Annotated in this window: 17 protein-coding genes; 10 read left to right on the top strand and 7 right to left on the bottom strand. The window is 66.4% G+C overall.

The window, feature by feature from the left end; genetic code table 11:
* Positions 1–32 precede the first annotated feature (32 nt).
* Genes ABL840_RS34125 through ABL840_RS34115 form a run of 3 tightly spaced genes read right to left on the bottom strand, consistent with a single transcriptional unit; the run spans position 33 to position 3,617 of the window.
* Positions 33–1,028: an ABC transporter permease gene (locus tag ABL840_RS34125; protein WP_093304513.1), complete on the bottom strand. Its 996-nt coding sequence runs from the start codon at positions 1,026–1,028 to the stop codon at positions 33–35.
* On the bottom strand, positions 1,025–2,617 hold the full coding sequence (locus ABL840_RS34120; RefSeq protein ID WP_093304511.1) for a sugar ABC transporter ATP-binding protein: 1,593 nt from the start codon (positions 2,615–2,617) through the stop codon (positions 1,025–1,027). Before ABL840_RS34120 ends, ABL840_RS34125 begins: the two co-directional genes overlap by 4 nt.
* Before the next feature lie 46 nt (positions 2,618–2,663).
* The gene (locus ABL840_RS34115; RefSeq protein ID WP_093304509.1) at positions 2,664–3,617 is read right to left on the bottom strand and encodes a sugar ABC transporter substrate-binding protein; all 954 of its coding nucleotides are present in this window, start codon (positions 3,615–3,617) and stop codon (positions 2,664–2,666) included.
* Between the two features lie 211 nt (positions 3,618–3,828).
* Here ABL840_RS34115 and ychF point away from each other — a divergent pair, with 211 nt between their 5' ends.
* Positions 3,829–4,920: a redox-regulated ATPase YchF gene (gene ychF / locus ABL840_RS34110; RefSeq protein ID WP_093205654.1), complete on the top strand. Its 1,092-nt coding sequence runs from the start codon at positions 3,829–3,831 to the stop codon at positions 4,918–4,920.
* A 180-nt stretch (positions 4,921–5,100) separates the two neighbouring features.
* A complete protein-coding gene (locus ABL840_RS34105; protein ID WP_093205651.1) occupies positions 5,101–5,775 on the top strand; it encodes a glutathione S-transferase in 675 nt (224 codons plus the stop codon).
* A gap of 18 nt (positions 5,776–5,793) precedes the next feature.
* Here ABL840_RS34105 and ABL840_RS34100 read toward each other — a convergent pair whose 3' ends face one another.
* The gene (locus ABL840_RS34100; protein WP_093205649.1) at positions 5,794–6,264 is read right to left on the bottom strand and encodes a YqaA family protein; all 471 of its coding nucleotides are present in this window, start codon (positions 6,262–6,264) and stop codon (positions 5,794–5,796) included.
* 175 nt (positions 6,265–6,439) lie between these two features.
* On the opposite strand from ABL840_RS34100, the gene dusB reads away from it, so the two are divergent.
* The 3 genes from dusB to purH are packed head-to-tail and all read left to right on the top strand — an operon-like array spanning position 6,440 to position 9,382.
* Positions 6,440–7,504, top strand: coding sequence for a tRNA dihydrouridine synthase DusB (dusB, locus tag ABL840_RS34095; protein WP_093205646.1), 1,065 nt, complete (start codon positions 6,440–6,442; stop codon positions 7,502–7,504).
* A 17-nt stretch (positions 7,505–7,521) separates the two neighbouring features.
* Complete coding sequence (locus ABL840_RS34090) at positions 7,522–7,758, top strand: Fis family transcriptional regulator (protein WP_093205644.1); 237 nt, start codon at positions 7,522–7,524, stop codon at positions 7,756–7,758.
* A 16-nt stretch (positions 7,759–7,774) separates the two neighbouring features.
* A complete protein-coding gene (purH, locus tag ABL840_RS34085) occupies positions 7,775–9,382 on the top strand; it encodes a bifunctional phosphoribosylaminoimidazolecarboxamide formyltransferase/IMP cyclohydrolase (protein ID WP_093304507.1) in 1,608 nt (535 codons plus the stop codon).
* Between the two features lie 90 nt (positions 9,383–9,472).
* Here the strand turns inward: purH and ABL840_RS34080 are convergent, their stop codons facing one another.
* From ABL840_RS34080 to thiD, 3 genes are read right to left on the bottom strand one after another with little or no spacing between them, the layout of a single operon-like run.
* Entirely contained in the window at positions 9,473–9,958 is a 486-nt protein-coding gene (locus ABL840_RS34080) for a hypothetical protein (protein WP_093205639.1), read from the bottom strand.
* Between the two features lie 3 nt (positions 9,959–9,961).
* Complete coding sequence (hemL, locus tag ABL840_RS34075) at positions 9,962–11,242, bottom strand: glutamate-1-semialdehyde 2,1-aminomutase (RefSeq protein WP_093304505.1); 1,281 nt, start codon at positions 11,240–11,242, stop codon at positions 9,962–9,964.
* A complete protein-coding gene (gene thiD / locus ABL840_RS34070; protein ID WP_093205634.1) occupies positions 11,242–12,204 on the bottom strand; it encodes a bifunctional hydroxymethylpyrimidine kinase/phosphomethylpyrimidine kinase in 963 nt (320 codons plus the stop codon). The genes hemL and thiD overlap by 1 nt, the downstream gene beginning before the upstream one ends.
* Before the next feature lie 111 nt (positions 12,205–12,315).
* On the opposite strand from thiD, the gene ABL840_RS34065 reads away from it, so the two are divergent.
* The 5 genes from ABL840_RS34065 to ABL840_RS34045 all read left to right on the top strand — a co-directional run bounded on the left by ABL840_RS34065 (position 12,316) and on the right by ABL840_RS34045 (position 16,227).
* Positions 12,316–12,486, top strand: coding sequence for a rubredoxin (locus ABL840_RS34065; protein ID WP_007838397.1), 171 nt, complete (start codon positions 12,316–12,318; stop codon positions 12,484–12,486).
* A gap of 84 nt (positions 12,487–12,570) precedes the next feature.
* A complete protein-coding gene (locus ABL840_RS34060; RefSeq protein WP_093205631.1) occupies positions 12,571–12,969 on the top strand; it encodes a response regulator in 399 nt (132 codons plus the stop codon).
* The gene (locus ABL840_RS34055; RefSeq protein WP_093304503.1) at positions 12,969–13,334 is read left to right on the top strand and encodes a response regulator; all 366 of its coding nucleotides are present in this window, start codon (positions 12,969–12,971) and stop codon (positions 13,332–13,334) included. The genes ABL840_RS34060 and ABL840_RS34055 overlap by 1 nt, the downstream gene beginning before the upstream one ends.
* A gap of 19 nt (positions 13,335–13,353) precedes the next feature.
* Entirely contained in the window at positions 13,354–13,887 is a 534-nt protein-coding gene (locus tag ABL840_RS34050; protein WP_056595423.1) for a chemotaxis protein CheW, read from the top strand.
* 30 nt (positions 13,888–13,917) lie between these two features.
* Positions 13,918–16,227 (top strand): methyl-accepting chemotaxis protein, encoded by a 2,310-nt coding sequence (locus tag ABL840_RS34045; RefSeq protein WP_093304501.1) that lies wholly within the window; start codon positions 13,918–13,920, stop codon positions 16,225–16,227.
* The last annotated feature ends 36 nt before the right edge of the window (positions 16,228–16,263 follow it).

Below are 16,263 nucleotides of genomic sequence, written 5' to 3'. Positions count from 1 at the left end.
CTTTTCTTCCTGTTCCTGGATGGGCTGCGTCGTCAGGCCAGGCGGCGTTCCGCGCGGCGCTGGCGCAGCGTGTCGATGATGACCGCCACGACGATCACCGCGCCGGTGATGATCCGCTTGCTCGGCTCGCTGGCGCCCACCTGCGCGAGGCCGGCTTCCAGCACCGCGATGATCAGCACGCCGAAGAAGGTGTTGATGACCGAGCCGCGCCCGCCCATCAGGCTGGTGCCGCCGATGACCACTGCCGCGATCACCTGCAGCTCGATGCCGACGCCGGCGTTCGGGTCGGCCGCCTCGAGGCGCGCCGACTGCATGAGGCCCGCGAGCCCGGCCAGCAGACCGGTGACCGCGAACACGATGATGCGGATCGGGCGCGGATCGACGCCCGCCAAGCGCATCGCTTCTTCGTTGGTGCCGATGCCCACCACGTGGCGGCCGAACACGGTGCGCGTGAGCACCATCTGGCCGACGACCACCAGCACCACCGCCAGCACGAAGGCGGCCGAGATGCCGCCGATCCACGGCGCGGCCAAGCCCGAGATGGCGTCGCCCACGTACTGCGTGCGCGAGTCGGTCACGAGGTAGGCGCCGCCGCGCACCGCCTCGAGCATGCCCAGCGACACGATGAAGCTCGGCAGCCGCCAGGCCACCGACACCGCGCCGGTGACCGTGCCGCAGACCAGCCCGGTGGCAAGGCCGAGCGCCGCGGCCAGCGGCACCGAGAGCTTCCATTCGAGGATGGCGGCCGCCGTGACGGCCGCGCTCAGCGCCAGCACCGAGCCCACCGAGAGATCGATGCCCGCGATGATCAGCACGAAGGTCATGCCGACCGCCATCACGGCCAGCGCGGGGATCTCGTTCGCGATGGAGACGAAGGTCTCGCGCGTCAGGAAGTATTCGCTGAGCGATCCGAAGAGCGCGATCATGCCCACGAGCACGACCGTCAGGCCCAGGTAGGTGCCGAGCTGGCCCTTGAGCGCGGAAGGCGCGGGCTTCGGGGTGGAGGTCGGGGAGGCGGCAGCGTTCATGGTGTGTCGGCGGTGACCGGGGTCGGAACGGAAACGGGAGATACCGTCGGCGGGTTGGCGGCGCGTCCTGTCGCGTCGCTGAATGCTGCGGCCAGCAGCGATTGTTCGGTCCACTCGCCGCGCTCGAACACGGCGACGAGACGCCCGGCGCTCATCACGCCGATGCGGTCGCACATGGCCATCAGTTCGCGCAGGTCGCTCGACACCATCAGCAGGGCCTTGCCGGCGTCGGTCATGCGGTCGAGCTCGGCGTAGAGGTCGGCGCGCGCGCCCACGTCCACGCCGCGCGTGGGCTCGTCGAGCAGCAGCACCTTGCATTCGCGGTGCAGCCAGCGCGCGAAAACCACCTTCTGCTGGTTGCCGCCGCTGAGCGTGGAAACCGGCTGCTCGATGCTGCGCGAGCGGATGCGCAGCAGTTCCACCAGCTTCTGCGCGATGCCGCGTTCCTTTGCGCGCTGCAGCCAGCCTGCGTGCGAGATCGCGCCCAGGTCGCTCAGCGTGGCGTTGACGCGGATCGATTGCGGCAGCAGCAGGCCCTGCGACTTGCGGTCTTCGGTGACCAGGCCGATGCCGGCGCGGATGGCCTGCATCGGCGAGCGCCAGCCCTTGCGCGCATGCTGCACGGGCTGGTTGTTTTCATGAAGCGTGATCTCGCCGCGGTCGGCGCGGTCGGCGCCGAACAGCAGCCGCACCAGTTCGGTCCGGCCCGAGCCGACCAGGCCGGCCAGGCCCATGACTTCGCCCGCGCGCAGGTCGATGTCGACGTCGCGCACGACCTGCGCCCGGCCGATGCCGCGCGCGCTCAGCAGCACGGGGCCGGCCACCCGGCGGTCGCGGCCTTCGTGCTCGTGCACCGCGCGGCCGACCATGCGCTGCACCAGTTCGGATTCGCGTACGCCGGCCATGGCGCGCACGTCCACCAGCCGGCCGTCGCGCAGCACCGCCACGCGGTCGGCGATGCGCTGCAGTTCTTCCAGGCGGTGCGACACGTAGACGATGGCCACGCCGCGCGCCTTCAGCAGGTCGATCTGCTCGAACAGGTGCGAGGTTTCGCGCGGGGTGAGCATGGCGGTGGGCTCGTCGAGCACCAGCACGCGCGTGTCGTCCTGCAGGTTGCGCGCGATCTCCACCATCTGCTGCTGGCCGATGCCCAGCCGCGCCACGGGCGTGGCCGGGTCGATGTTCTCCATGCCGATCTTGGCGAGCTGGCGCGCGGCCAGCTCGTGCAGCTTGGCGCGGCGGATCCAGCCGGTCTTGTTGGGCAGGCGGTCGAGCAGCAGGTTCTCGGCCACCGACAGCGTGGTGACGAGGCCGAGCTCCTGCATGACCATGCGCACGCCCAGGCGCTCCGCGTCACGGCGCGAGGCGGGCGCGAAGGGCTTGCCGTCGAGCAGCATCTGGCCGCGCGTAGGCTGCACCAGGCCGCAGACGATCTTCGACAGCGTGCTCTTGCCGGCGCCGTTCTCGCCCGTGAGGGCCAGCACTTCGCCGGGATTGAGCACGAGCGAGACGTCGTCCAGCACCGGTGCCGCGTAGTCCTTGCCCATGGCGCCCAGGGAGAGCACGGGCAGGGCCGTTGATGGGGTCATGGCGGCGGATGCTGTCAACGTCTGCGCTTTCTCTCTTGTGTATTGCTTACTTCGAGTCCTTGGTGACCAGCACCACGTCGGTCTTCACCTCGGCTGGCATGTCCGCCTGCTTCTTCTTGTCGGCGATGGCCTTCAGCGCGGTCTCGATGCCGAACACGGCCTGCTTGGCGGCGAACTGGTCGGCCGTGGCGAGCACGCGGCCGTCCTTCAGCATCGGCTTGATGGCGCCGATGTTGTCGTAGCCCACCACCAGCACCTTGCCGGTCTTGCCCGCGGCCTTGACGGCGGCCACCGCGCCCAGCGCCATGCTGTCGTTGCCGGCGAGCAGCGCCTTCAGGTCGGGGTGCTCGCGCATCATGCCGGCGGCGACCGTGTTGCCCTTGTCGATTTCCCACTGGCCCGACTGCACGCCCACCACCGTCACGCCGGCGGCCTTCATCGCGTCTTGATAACCCAGCGTGCGCTGCTGCGCATTGAAGGTGGTCGACACGCCTTCGATGATGCCGACCTTGTCGCCCGCCTTCAGCTCCTTGGCGAGCGCGTCGCCCACCAGCTTGGCGCCGGCGCGGTTGTCGGGGCCCACGAAGGGCACCTGGATGCCCTTTTCCTTCAGTGCGGCGGCGTCGAACTGGTTGTCGATGTTGACCACCAGGATGCCCTTGTCGATGGCTGCCTTGATCGCCGGCACCAGTGCCTTCGAATCGGCCGGCGCGATGACCAGCGCGTTGATCTTCTGCGCCACCATCTGCTCGACCATCTTGATCTGGGCGGCGGTGTCGGTCTCGTCCTTGATGCCGTTGGCCACCAGCGTGTACTTCGAGGCGTTGGCCTTCTGGTGCGCCTTGGCGCCGTCTTCCATGGTGCGGAAGAATTCGTTGGCCAGCGACTTCATGACCAGCGCGACCTTGGGTTTTTCCTGCGCGAAGGCGGGCGTTCCGGCCAAGGCGCCCAGCAGCGTCAGTGCGGCAGCGCTTTGCAGGGTACGGCGGGTGAACTTCATGTTGGATGTCTCCTGGGATTGGTTGATCGGAACAACGGTGCGCCGGTCTTGGCCGGGGCGCCGATGTTAACTGAGGGAAACGTTTGCGCAAACGTTTGCGAATCGGTGCTAACCCTGATCGCAAAAGACGGCGCGCGGCGGCTCGAAGACCTGTCGGATGGGCATCCGGACATGCTCGCCTAAAATTGCGGGTTACCCAAGAGGACCTCCCATGAGTTTGCAATGCGGCATCGTCGGCCTGCCCAACGTCGGTAAATCCACCCTTTTCAATGCGCTGACCAAGGCCGGCATCGCGGCGGAAAACTATCCCTTCTGCACCATCGAGCCCAACGTGGGCGTGGTGGAAGTGCCCGACCCCCGCCTCGACCAGCTCGCCGAGATCGTCAAGCCCGAGCGCGTGGTGCCCGCCATCGTCGAGTTCGTCGACATCGCGGGCCTGGTGGCCGGCGCGAGCACCGGCGAAGGCCTGGGCAACAAGTTCCTGGCTCACATCCGCGAAACCGACGCCACCGTCAACGTGGTGCGCTGCTTCGACGACGAGAACGTGGTGCACGTGGCCGGCAAGGTCGACCCGATTTCCGACATCGAGGTGATCCAGACCGAACTCTGCCTGGCCGACCTCGCCACGGTCGAGAAGGCGCTGCACCGTCACACCAAGGTGGCGCGCTCCGGCGACAAGGACGCGCAGAAGCTCGTCGGCCTGCTCGAACGCTGCCAGGCTGCGCTGAACGAGAACACGCCGGTGCGCGCGCTCGAGTTCACCAAGGAAGAGCAGCCGCTGGTCAAGAGCTTCACGCTGATCACCGCCAAGCCCGCGATGTTCGTCGGCAACGTGGCGGAAGACGGCTTCGAGAACAACCCCTACCTCGATCGCCTGCGCGAATACGCCGCCAAGCAGAACGCGCCCGTGGTCGCCATCTGCGCCAAGATCGAAGCCGACCTGGCCGAGATGGACGACGAGGACAAGAAGATGTTCCTCGCCGAAATCGGCCAGGAAGAGCCGGGCCTGAACCGCCTGATCCGCGCGGCCTTCAAGCTGCTGGGCCTGCAGACCTACTTCACCGCCGGCGTGAAGGAAGTGCGCGCCTGGACCATCCACATCGGCGACACCGGCCCGCAGGCGGCAGGCGTGATCCACGGCGACTTCGAGAAGGGCTACATCCGCGCCCAGACCATCGCGTTCGAGGACTACATCGCCTTCAAGGGCGAGCAGGGCGCGAAGGACGCGGGGAAGATGCGCTCGGAAGGCAAGGAATACGTCGTCAAGGATGGCGACGTGATGAACTTCCTGTTCAGCTCCTGACCTGACTCGCCCCCAGGCTTCGCGACACTGCGTGTCGCTGCGCCAACCCCTACCGGGGGCAACACCTGCGGCCCGGCAAAGCCGGTTCCGCGGTGTTTCGCGAAAAGAGCTTCGTGGGTTTTCGAGGGGCTTGTTGGATAGACTCCGCGCGCCTCGACTTTCCTTCCCAGGCCCACACCCATGCTCACCGTCCATCACCTCAACAACTCGCGCTCGCAGCGCGTTCTCTGGCTGCTCGAGGAGCTCGAGCTGCCTTACGAGATCGTCCACTATCAGCGCGATCCGCAGACCATGTTGGCGCCCGCTTCGCTGCGGGCCATTCATCCGCTGGGAAAGTCACCGGTTGTCACGACGGATGACGGACTGACGCTCGCGGAGTCGGGCGCGATCATCGAGGCCATCATCGAGCGCTACGGCAGTGGCCGCCTCGCGCCGGCGGCGGGTTCGCCGGAGGCGTTGCGCTATCGCTACTGGCTGCACTTCGCCGAAGGCACCGCGATGTCGCCGCTGTTGCTGAAGCTGGTGTTCGACCGCATCGAGACGGCGAAGATGCCTTTCTTCGCGAAGCCGATCGCCAAGGCCATCGCGGCGAAGACGAAGTCGGCGTTCATCAATCCGAACATCGCGAGCCACCTGAACTACATGGAAGCCGAGCTCGGCAAGAGCGAGTGGTTCGCTGGTGACGCGTTCACCGGCGCGGACATCCAGATGAGCTTCGTGGTCGAGGCCGCGCAGGCGCGCGGCGGGCTCGATGCGAAGAGGCCGAAGCTGATGGCGTACCTGGATCGGATCCATTCGCGTCCCGCGTACAAGCGCGCACTCGAGCGCGGCGGGCCCTACGAACTGCTGAATTGAGGAGCCGGAGCCCGGGCCTCAGGAAGGGAACACGTAGAGCAGCGCGACCGTCATCGTGACGTAGCGCAGGAACTTCCCGATCGCCATGTAGGCCACGCACGGCCAGAAGGGCAGCTTGAGCCAGCCCGCCACGGCGCACAGCGGATCGCCCACCAGCGGCAGCCAGCTCAGCAGGCAGGCCTTCGGGCCGAGCTTCTCGAGCCAGCCCAGAACGCGCACATGGTGTTTCGAGTGCGAGTATTTGTCGGCCACCTTGTGCGCGCCGTAGCCCATCCACCAGTCGACCGCGCCCCCCAGCGTGTTGCCCAGGGTAGCCACCGCGATGGCGGGCCAGAACATCTCGGGGTTGAGCTTGAGCAGCCCGAAGAGGAACGGCTCGGAGCCCACCGGCAGAAGCGTCGCGGAGACGAACGCCGCGACGAACAGGGTCGAGAGGCCGTACTGCGGCAGGGCCAGCAGCGCCAGGAGGGAATCGAGCCAGGCTTGCATAAGGTCGGCGCAGTATAGGCAGCGGCGGTGCCGCAACTGCGTGGGAGAAAGCCCCGGCGCGCACCGGTATTTGTACGGGTGCCGGAGGCGCAAATCGTTTCAGTCGCTGAAATGCGGCGTGGCTACAATCGTGCCTCATTTTTCAGCAGCCGAACGCGCACGCTCCCCCTTCAAAATGACCTTGCAGATCGGCAACCACACGCTGGAAAACCGCCTGTTCGTCGCGCCCATGGCAGGCGTGACGGACCGGCCCTTCCGCATGCTGTGCCGCCAGCTCGGCGCCGGCTACGCGGTCAGCGAGATGGTCACCTCGCGCAAGGAGCTCTGGGGTTCGCTCAAGACCTCGCGCCGCGCGAACCATGACGGCGAACCGGGCCCCATTGCGGTGCAGATCGCCGGCACCGATGCGGCCATGATGGCCGAGGCCACGGTCTACAACATCGAGCGCGGCGCGCAGATCATCGACATCAACATGGGCTGCCCGGCCAAGAAGGTCTGCAACAAGTGGGCGGGTTCGGCGCTCATGCGCGACGAGCCGCTGGCGCTCGAGATCGCGCGGGCGGTGGTCGATGCCGCGCAGCCCTTCGGCGTGCCGGTCACGCTCAAGATGCGCACCGGCTGGAGCCAGGAACACCGCAACGCGGTGAAGCTCGCGCGCGACTTCGAATCGGCCGGCGTGCGGATGCTCACCGTGCACGGACGCACGCGCGAGCAGGGCTACAAGGGCTTCGCCGAGTACGACACCATCGCCGCCGTGAAGGCCGCGGTGCGCATTCCGGTGGTGGCCAACGGCGACATCCGCTCGCCCGAGAAGGCGCGCGACGTGCTCGCGGCCACCGGCGCCGACGCCGTGATGATCGGCCGCGCCGCGCAGGGCCGGCCGTGGATCTTCCGCGAGATCGCGCACTTCCTGGAAACCGGCACGCACCGCGCGCCGCCGCTGGTGGCGGAGGTGCGCCGCTTGCTGCTCGACCATCTCGTGGAGCACTATGCGCTCTACGGCGACTACAGCGGTGTGCGCACGGCGCGCAAGCACATCGGCTGGTACGTGCGCACGCTGCCGGACGGCGAAGCGTTTCGCGCACGCATGAATCTCATCGAGGACTGTGCCGAGCAGCTGCGCGCGGTCGGCGACTATTTCGACGGGCTTGCGGACCGCATGGACCGCATGCCCGCGCAGCACCTGGTGGACGAAGAGGCGTTGCCGGGTGAAGAGGAGACGGCCTGCGCCGTCGATTGAAAAAAAGAGAAGAAGCAATGAGCAAGAAACACATCGAGGACTGCGTGCGCACCAGTCTGGACAGCTACTTTCGCGATCTGCGCGGCACCGAACCCGACGGCATGTACGACATGCTCGTGCGCGTGGTCGAGAAACCCCTGCTCGATGTCGTGATGACGCGCGCCGAGGGCAACCAGTCGAAGGCCGCGCAGTGGTTGGGCCTGAATCGCAACACGCTCCGCAAGAAATTGGTCGAGCACAAACTTTTGAAATAACTCCACGGCATATCCAATGGCCCAGACTGCACTCATCTCCGTTTCCGACAAGACCGGCATCCTCGAATTCGCCCAGGCGCTGCATGCGCTGGGCATCAAGCTGCTGTCCACCGGCGGCACCGCCAAGCTGCTGGCCGACGCCGGCCTGCCCGTCACCGAGGTGGCCGACCACACCGGCTTTCCCGAAATGCTCGACGGCCGCGTGAAGACGCTGCATCCGAAGATCCACGGCGGCCTGCTCGCGCGCCGCGACCTGCCCGCGCACGTTGCCGCCATCAAGGAGCACGGCATCGACACCATCGACCTGCTGGTGGTCAACCTGTATCCGTTCGAGGCCACCGTGGCCAAGCCCGGCTGCACGCTGGAAGACGCGATCGAGAACATCGACATCGGCGGTCCGGCCATGGTGCGCAGCGCGGCCAAGAACTGGAAGGACGTGGGCGTGCTGACCGACTCGTCGCAGTACGCCGTGGCCCTGGCCGAACTCAAGGCGAACGGCAAGCTCAGCGACAAGACCAAGTTCGCTTTCTCGGTGGCCGCCTTCAATCGCATCGCCGACTACGACGGCGCGATCAGCGATTACCTCTCGGCCATCGACTTCGACGCCAGCATCGGCCAGCCCGCGCCCAAGCGCTCGCTGTTCCCGGCGCAGAGCAACGGCCGCTTCGTGAAGGTGCAGGACCTGCGCTACGGCGAGAACCCGCACCAGCAGGCCGCGTTCTACCGTGACCTGTATCCGGCGCCCGGCTCGCTGGTGTCGGCGAAGCAGCTGCAGGGCAAGGAGCTCAGCTACAACAACATCGCCGATGCCGATGCCGCGTGGGAGTGCGTGAAGAGCTTCGACGTGCCGGCCTGCGTGATCGTGAAGCACGCCAACCCCTGCGGCGTGGCCATCGGCAAGGACGCGGCCGAGGCCTACGGCAAGGCCTTCAAGACCGATCCGACCTCGGCCTTCGGCGGCATCATCGCCTTCAACCGTCCGGTGGACGGCGCCACCGCGCAGGAAATCGCCAAGCAGTTCGTCGAAGTGCTGATGGCGCCCGGCTACACGCCCGAGGCGCTCGAGGTGTTCCAGGCCACCAAGGCCAAGCTCAACGTGCGCGTGCTCGAGATCGCACTGCCCAAGGGCGGCACCACCGACTGGGACAACGGCCGCAACGCCATGGACGTCAAGCGCGTCGGCTCGGGCCTGCTGATCCAGACGGCCGACAACCACGAGCTCGCGGTTGCCGACCTCAAGGTCGTCAGCAAGAAGCAGCCCACGCCGCAGCAGCTGCAGGACCTGCTGTTCGCATGGAAGGTCGCGAAGTACGTCAAGAGCAACGCGATCGTGTTCTGCGCCAACGGCATGACCATGGGCGTGGGCGCGGGCCAGATGAGCCGCCTCGACTCCGCGCGCATCGCCAGCATCAAGGCCGAGCACGCCGGCCTGTCGCTGAAGGACACGGCCGTGGCCAGCGACGCCTTCTTCCCGTTCCGCGACGGCCTCGACGTGGTGGTCGATGCGGGCGCGAGCTGCGTCATTCAGCCGGGCGGCTCGATGCGCGATCAGGAGGTGATCGACGCCGCAGACGAGCGTGGCGTGGTGATGGTGCTGTCGGGCGTGCGCCACTTCAGGCACTGAAAGTGCAGCCGTCCCGCCAAGGGGCGGCACGGTATTTCCAAGAAAAAGGCCGGCAGTGCTGCCGGCCTTTTTCTTTGGTGACGACGACGGCTACTCGTGGTTGCCGAAGCGGTATTTCAGCTGGAAGGTGACCGCGCCGTACAGCCGGTTCTTGATGGTCGGCACGTAGGCGATGTTGAGGCCCCAGTTCTTGCCCTCGATGGCTGCCACCGGAAGGATGGCCGGGAACCAGTTGCCGTTGCGGTAGTTCGGGTAGCCGTCGAAACCGCCAACCACCGCGCCGAACTTCACGCCGTAGAACTCGAAGGGCAGCGCGTACAGGCCCACGTAGTTCGACTGCCGGCGGTCGCTGTTGCGGAAGGTGCCCGCCGTGACCCGGAAGGTGTCGTTCAGCGGGTACTCGAAGCCCAGCCCCTGGTTGACGTTCTCCAGGCCCTTGCCGCTGTCGAAGTGTGCGGAATAGAAGCCCGGGTTGATCCAGATGTTCTTCGGATCGAAGGATGACTCCTGCGCTGCCGCGAAGCCGGGAAGGAGAAGAGCGATGCTCAAGACCGGCAACGTGCGCAGGGAGTTCATGGGCTAGGGTGTCCTGAAGATTTGTCGTGCTGCTTCGATGGTGGCGGCGATGTCCTCGTCGCTGTGGGCCGCGCTCACGAAGCCTGCTTCGTAAAGCGCGGGCGCAATATACACGCCGCGATCCAGCAAACCGTGAAACAACGCATTGAACTTCGCGTTGTCGGTTGTCATCACGGTGGCATAGTTTTGCGGCAGGTCTTTCATCAGGAAGAAGCCGAACATGCCGCCTTCGCTGTCGGCGTTGAAGGGCTGGCCTTCGGCCGCCGCGGCCGCCTTCAGGCCGTCGACCAGCGAGTGCGTCTTCTTGCCGAGCGCCTCGTAGAAACCGGGCTTCGCGATCTCCTTCAGCGTGGCGAGGCCGCAGGCCGTGGCGACCGGATTGCCCGACAGCGTGCCGGCCTGGTAGACCGGCCCCAGCGGCGCGAGCTGCTCCATGATCGCGCGCGGCCCGCCGAAGGCCGCGAGAGGCATGCCGCCGCCGATGACCTTGCCGAGCACCGTGAGGTCGGGCTTGATGCCCAGCACGCCTTGCGCGCCGTGCAGTCCCACGCGAAAGCCCGTCATCACTTCATCGAACACCAGCAGGGCGCCGTGCTGCGTGCAGAGCTCGCGGCAGCGGCGGGCGAATTCGGGCGTGGCGCGCACGAAATTCATGTTGCCGGCGATCGCCTCGATCATCAGGCAGGCGATGTCCTTGCCGTGCAGCGCGAAGGCTTCCTCGAGCTGCTGCAGGTTGTTGTACTCGAGCACGATGGTGTGCTGCACCACCTCGGGCGGCACGCCGGCGGAGGTCGGGTTGCCGAAGGTGGCGAGGCCGGAGCCGGCCTTCACGAGCAGCGCGTCGGCATGGCCGTGGTAGCAGCCTTCGAACTTGACGATGCTCTTGCGGCCGGTGGCGCCGCGCGCCAGGCGCAGGGCGCTCATGGCGGCCTCGGTGCCCGAGCTCACGAGCCGCACCATCTCCATCGACGGCACCAGCGCGAGGATGGCCTCGGCCAGCTCGATCTCGCGCTCGGTCGGCGCGCCGTAGGAGAAGCCCTCGAGCACTGCCTTCTGCACGGCCTCGACCACGGCGGGATGGCCATGGCCCAGGATCATCGGGCCCCAGGAGCCGATGTAGTCGATGTAGCGCTTGTCGTCGGCGTCCCAGAAGTAGGCGCCCTGGGCGCGCTGGATGAAGCGGGGCGTGCCGCCCACGGCCTTGAAGGCACGCACGGGCGAGTTCACGCCCCCGGGGATCACGGCGCGGGCGCGCTCGAAAAGAATGTCGTTGCGGTCGGTCATCAGTGTCGGGTGTCGTGTGGGGGAAGGGCGAAGTCGGGCGGTGTGTCGGGGTCTTCGCCGCCGTCTTCGTCCTCGGGTTCGGCCCAGAACAGGCGGTCGGGCAGCACGTGGCCCATGCCCGGGCGGAAGCCGGCGTCGAGGCAGCGGTCCATGTAGGCCAGCGCTTCGGTGGTCGCGGCCACGAGGTCGGTGCCGCTGGCGAGCAGGGCGGCCAGCGCGGCCGACAGGGTGTCGCCCGCGCCGGCGAAGACGGCCTCGAGCCGCTCGTATTTCTCGCTGGCGAGCACCGACTGCGGCGAGGCCAGCACGTTGTCGATGAACTGGTCCGGCAGCATCAGGCCGGTGACCAGCGTGTAGGGCACGCCGAACTCGCCGGCAGCCTTGGCGATGTCCCGCGCGCCGGGCGGACGATCGCCGTTCCAGTCCGGAAGCAGCCAGCGCCACAGGGTGCTGTGGTTTCCAACCAACACCGTCGTCTGGGGCAGGACCAGCTCCCGAAAAGCGTCCAGATAGGGCTCGATCAGGTTCTCGTCCCACCACGAAAGGTTGGGCATGTAGGCCACCACGGGCACCTCCGGATAGTCGGCGGCGGTTTCCGCGATGGTGCTCAGCGCCTCGGTAGTGCCGGCAAAGCCCACCTTGATCAGCTGGACTTCCACGTCCTCCAGGATGGAGCGCGCCTGCTCGGCGATGGCTTCCTCATCGAAGGGGAAGTGATCGAAAATCTCTGCCGTGTCGCGGGCATAGGCACCCGTGACGACCGGCAGGATGTGTGCGCCTACCGACCCCATTGCCAGGGCGTCGGCCCCCAGGCCGCCCGCCCCGCTGGGATCGCTGGCGTTGAAGACCAGCACGCAGGGGGGATTCAGGTCGCGTTCGGCCAGTTCGCCGTCGTCCTGCGAGGGGTCGTTAAGATCGCCCGGTTTGCGGGCGTTGTCTGCTGGAAGTAAGTAGATGGTCATACGCCGTGCGGAATCCCCTGGATGGTGGCATAGGCGCGACGTTTACCGTCTGCCAGTGAGATACGCATAGATACACTCGTTGCATTTAATGAACAAGGACTTTAAGCTCCGATGAATACGAAAACTTGGATGTGCCTGATTTGTGGGTGGATCTATGACGAAGCGGTTGGTGTACCGGAAGATGGCATCGCGGCAGGCACGGCCTGGGCCGATGTTCCGATGAACTGGACCTGTCCTGAGTGCGGTGCGCGCAAGGAAGACTTCGAAATGGTTGAAATCTGAAAGCATGGCATAGATAGAGCTACGCGGTCTGCGTCGATGTTCGGCGCGGCGGGCTTCCAAGTCTCATGAGCAGGAGCGTTTGCAATGGGCCCGAATGGATCTGGTTACAAGGTGCTGGTCATCGACGACAGCAACACCATCCGGCGCAGTGCCGAGATTTTTCTGAAGCAGGGTGGGCACGAGGTTCTTCTCGCGGAAGACGGCTTCGACGCGCTCTCCAAGGTTAACGACCACAAGCCGCATCTGATTTTCTGCGACATCCTGATGCCGCGCCTCGACGGCTATCAGACTTGCGCCATCATCAAGCGCAACGCCCACTTTTCCAACGTCCCGGTCGTCATGCTGTCGTCGAAAGACGGTGTATTCGACAAGGCACGCGGCCGCATGGTCGGTTCCCAGGACTACCTGACCAAGCCTTTCACCAAAGACCAGCTGCTGCAGGCCGTGCAGCAGTTTGGCACTGTTCAACAGGAAGTGCAGTAATGCCTATTCGCAAAATCCTCGTCGTCGACGACTCCAAGACGGAACTGGTGTTCCTGTCCGACCTCCTCCAGAAGAACGGCTTTGCCGTCAAGACGGCCGAAAACGCCGACGACGCCATGCGCCGCCTCGAGGAAGAGCACCCCGACCTGATCCTCATGGACGTGGTCATGCCCGGCCAGAACGGCTTCCAGCTCACGCGCGCCATCGCCCGCGACCCGAAGTACGCCGCCATCCCGATCATCCTGTGCACCAGCAAGAACCAGGAGACCGACCGCGTGTGGGGCATGCGCCAGGGCGCGCGCGACTACATCGTGAAGCCGGTCAACGCCGCCGACCTGATGTCCAAGATCAGCGCGCTGAACTGAGCGAAAGCCTGCCGAGTCCATGGCGAATCGCGATGCTCTGAGAGCCTTCCAGTCCCGGCTGGCGAGCCGCCTGCAGGCCGCTCGCACGACGGGCGTGGCCGCCACGTGGCTGGCGGTCGAGGCGGGTGAGGGCAAATACCTCTTTCCGCTGGGACACGCCGGCGAGATCTTTCCCTGGACGCCGCCGCAGCCAGTGCCCTACACGGAGCCGTGGTTCCTCGGCGTCGCCAACCTGCGCGGCGGCCTCTACGGCGTCGTGCAGCTTTCGGCGTTCGCCACCGGCGTCCCGGGCGCGCTGGCCGCTACCGAGGCGGCGCGCATCCAGTCGCGGCTCGTTGCTTTCAACGAGCTGCTCGAAGTCAACTGCGCATTGCTGGTCGATCGACTGGCGGGGTTGCGGGGGGCGGAGGCCTTCACGGCGTCCGAGCCTCCTGGCGCAGAAGCACCTGCCTGGCACGGGCATCTGTTTACCGATGCAGCGGGGGAGCGCTGGCAGGAAGTCAACCTGCAGGCGCTTTCGCAGCAACCCCAGTTTTTGAGTATTGGTGCGTAGTCGTACCGGAAACCACCTGAAGGACCGACCGTGAGCTCGATCGCCGACAAGTTCAAGAAATTACTGCCCGTGAACAACGGGAACGACAAGGCCCGCGTCGATGGCTCCGGTTCGATATCGATCGACGATGTCGACACCGTCCAGGTTCCGGACGAGAAAACCGTGCGCCTCGCCAAGAAGGGCGCCGCGCCCGCCGACACCAGCTTCGGCGACGTCGACCTGCCCGGTGGCGGCGATGCCGCCAACGAGCCCGGCGCGGCGGCCGTCGAGGCGCGGCCCGACGCCACCGGCGGCCGTGCGGGTTCCAGCCCGGCGAAACAGCAGCGGATCCTGGCCATCATGCTGGCGATCGTGGTGCTGTTGCTGCTGCTGGTTGCCGGCTCCTCCATTCTTCGCGCCGAGCGCCTCGCGCAACAGGTGGCGGCCACCGGCCAGTCGCTGATGCAGTCGCAGCGCCTGGCCAAGTCGATCTCCCAGGCCCTCGTCGGCAGCCCCTCGGCGTTCGTCGAAGTGAAGGACAGCGCCGACGACCTCACGCGTCGCGTGCACGGCCTGACCAACGGCGACGACTCGCTGCGCCTGGAAGCCGTCGGCAACCAGTACGACGAGGAGATGGGCAAGATCAACCCCCTCGTCACCCGCGCCGAGGCCAGCGCCAAGGCCGTGCTGGCCCAGCGCCAGATCCTGACGCAGGTGGGCGCCGCTCTGCGCGACATCAACCAGCAGTCGTCCACGCTGCTCGAGATGACGGAAACCGTCGCCTCGCTGAAGATGCAGCAGAACGCCACGCTGCCCGAAATCTCCGCCGCCGGCCAGCTCGTGATGCTGACGCAGCGCATCGGCAAGTCGACCAACGAGTTCTTCACGGTCGAGGGTGTGAACCCCGACGCCGTGTTCCTGCTGGGCAAGGACCTGAACACCTTCCAGGAAACCACCCGCGGCCTGCTCGACGGCAATGCGCAGCAGCGCTTCCCCGGCTCGAAGGACCCGCAGACGCGCCAGCAGCTCGAGGCCATCCTGAAGACCTACGAGCAGATGCGCACGCAGGCTTCGGCCATTCTGGGCAACCTGCAGGGTCTGGTGGCCGCGCGCGAAGCGCAGGCATCCATCCTGACCGACAGCGAGCCGCTGCGTAAGTCGCTCGGCGACCTGCAGGAAAAGCTCTCCGCCCGCACCGGCCTGGGCGCCGGCACCATCGTGCTGCTGTTCGTGCTGTCGCTGGCCGCCCTGGCACTCGCCGGCGCCATCGGTTTCGTGCAGGTGCGCGAAGGCCGCGAACGCGCCGCCGTCGCCGAACGCGAGCGTCTGGCCGCCGAACAGGCTTCCGACGAAGCCAGCCGCGTGAACAACGCCAACCAGGCCGCCATTCTTCGCCTGATGAACGAACTGCAGACAGTGGCCGAAGGCGACCTGACGCAGGAAGCGACCGTGACCGAGGACATCACCGGCGCCATCGCCGACTCGGTGAACTACACGGTGGAAGAACTGCGACTGCTGGTGGGCAACGTGCAGAACACGGCGACCCGCGTGGCGCAGACGACGTCGCAGGTGGAAAGCACCTCGACCGAACTGCTGGCGGCTTCCACTGAACAGCTGCGCGAGATTCGCGAAACCGGCCAGTCGGTGCTGACCATGGCCGAGCGAATCAACGGCGTGTCCACGCAAGCGCAAGAGTCCGCCACGGTGGCGCGCCAGTCGCTGCAAGCCGCATCCTCGGGTCTGCAGGCCGTGCAGAACGCCATCGGCGGTATGAACTCCATCCGCGACCAGATCCAGGAAACCTCCAAGCGGATCAAGCGCCTGGGCGAATCCTCGCAGGAGATCGGTGAAATCACGGAGCTGATCTCGGACATTACCGAACAGACGAACGTGCTGGCTCTGAACGCCGCCATTCAGGCAGCGTCCGCCGGTGAAGCAGGCCGAGGCTTCTCGGTGGTGGCGGAAGAAGTTCAGCGACTGGCCGAACGCTCCGCGGACGCCACGCGCCAGATCTCGGCGCTGGTGAAGGCGATTCAGACCGACACGCAGGACGCGGTGGGCGCCATGGAGCGTTCCACGCAGGGTGTGGTCGAAGGGGCCAAGCTGTCCGACAACGCGGGTACCGCACTGTCCGAGATCGACCGCGTGTCGCGCCGACTCGCCGACCTGATCGAGCAGATTTCGCAATCCGCCTCCCGCGAAGCCGACTCGGCCAACGTGGTGGCTGCGAACATCCAGCACATTTTCGCGGTGACGGAACAGACCGGAGAAGGTACGCGTACCACGGCCCAGCAGGTGCGCGAACTCTCGCAGATGGCCGAAGAACTGCGCCGCTCGGTCGCCCGTTTCAAGATTGCCTGATCCACAAAACAGATAGATAAGAACGGCGAGCACCCA

Source organism: Variovorax sp. NFACC27 (assembly GCF_048301545.1).
Lineage (GTDB): Bacteria > Pseudomonadota > Gammaproteobacteria > Burkholderiales > Burkholderiaceae_C > Variovorax > Variovorax gossypii.
Note: the sequence above shows the minus strand (reverse complement) of the source record. Positions and strands in the feature narration are given on the sequence as shown.

Excerpts from the sequence above, each read along its gene's own strand:
- ABL840_RS34125 (WP_093304513.1), bottom strand. The coding sequence starts at position 1,028 with ATGAACGCTGCCGCCTCCCCGACCTCCACCCCGAAGCCCGCGCCTTCC.
- ABL840_RS34120 (WP_093304511.1), bottom strand. The coding sequence starts at position 2,617 with ATGACCCCATCAACGGCCCTGCCCGTGCTCTCCCTGGGCGCCATGGGC.
- ABL840_RS34115 (WP_093304509.1), bottom strand. The coding sequence starts at position 3,617 with ATGAAGTTCACCCGCCGTACCCTGCAAAGCGCTGCCGCACTGACGCTG.
- ychF (WP_093205654.1), top strand. The coding sequence starts at position 3,829 with ATGAGTTTGCAATGCGGCATCGTCGGCCTGCCCAACGTCGGTAAATCC.
- ABL840_RS34105 (WP_093205651.1), top strand. The coding sequence starts at position 5,101 with ATGCTCACCGTCCATCACCTCAACAACTCGCGCTCGCAGCGCGTTCTC.
- ABL840_RS34100 (WP_093205649.1), bottom strand. The coding sequence starts at position 6,264 with ATGCAAGCCTGGCTCGATTCCCTCCTGGCGCTGCTGGCCCTGCCGCAG.
- dusB (WP_093205646.1), top strand. The coding sequence starts at position 6,440 with ATGACCTTGCAGATCGGCAACCACACGCTGGAAAACCGCCTGTTCGTC.
- ABL840_RS34090 (WP_093205644.1), top strand. The coding sequence starts at position 7,522 with ATGAGCAAGAAACACATCGAGGACTGCGTGCGCACCAGTCTGGACAGC.
- purH (WP_093304507.1), top strand. The coding sequence starts at position 7,775 with ATGGCCCAGACTGCACTCATCTCCGTTTCCGACAAGACCGGCATCCTC.
- ABL840_RS34080 (WP_093205639.1), bottom strand. The coding sequence starts at position 9,958 with ATGAACTCCCTGCGCACGTTGCCGGTCTTGAGCATCGCTCTTCTCCTT.
- hemL (WP_093304505.1), bottom strand. The coding sequence starts at position 11,242 with ATGACCGACCGCAACGACATTCTTTTCGAGCGCGCCCGCGCCGTGATC.
- thiD (WP_093205634.1), bottom strand. The coding sequence starts at position 12,204 with ATGACCATCTACTTACTTCCAGCAGACAACGCCCGCAAACCGGGCGAT.
- ABL840_RS34065 (WP_007838397.1), top strand. The coding sequence starts at position 12,316 with ATGAATACGAAAACTTGGATGTGCCTGATTTGTGGGTGGATCTATGAC.
- ABL840_RS34060 (WP_093205631.1), top strand. The coding sequence starts at position 12,571 with ATGGGCCCGAATGGATCTGGTTACAAGGTGCTGGTCATCGACGACAGC.
- ABL840_RS34055 (WP_093304503.1), top strand. The coding sequence starts at position 12,969 with ATGCCTATTCGCAAAATCCTCGTCGTCGACGACTCCAAGACGGAACTG.
- ABL840_RS34050 (WP_056595423.1), top strand. The coding sequence starts at position 13,354 with ATGGCGAATCGCGATGCTCTGAGAGCCTTCCAGTCCCGGCTGGCGAGC.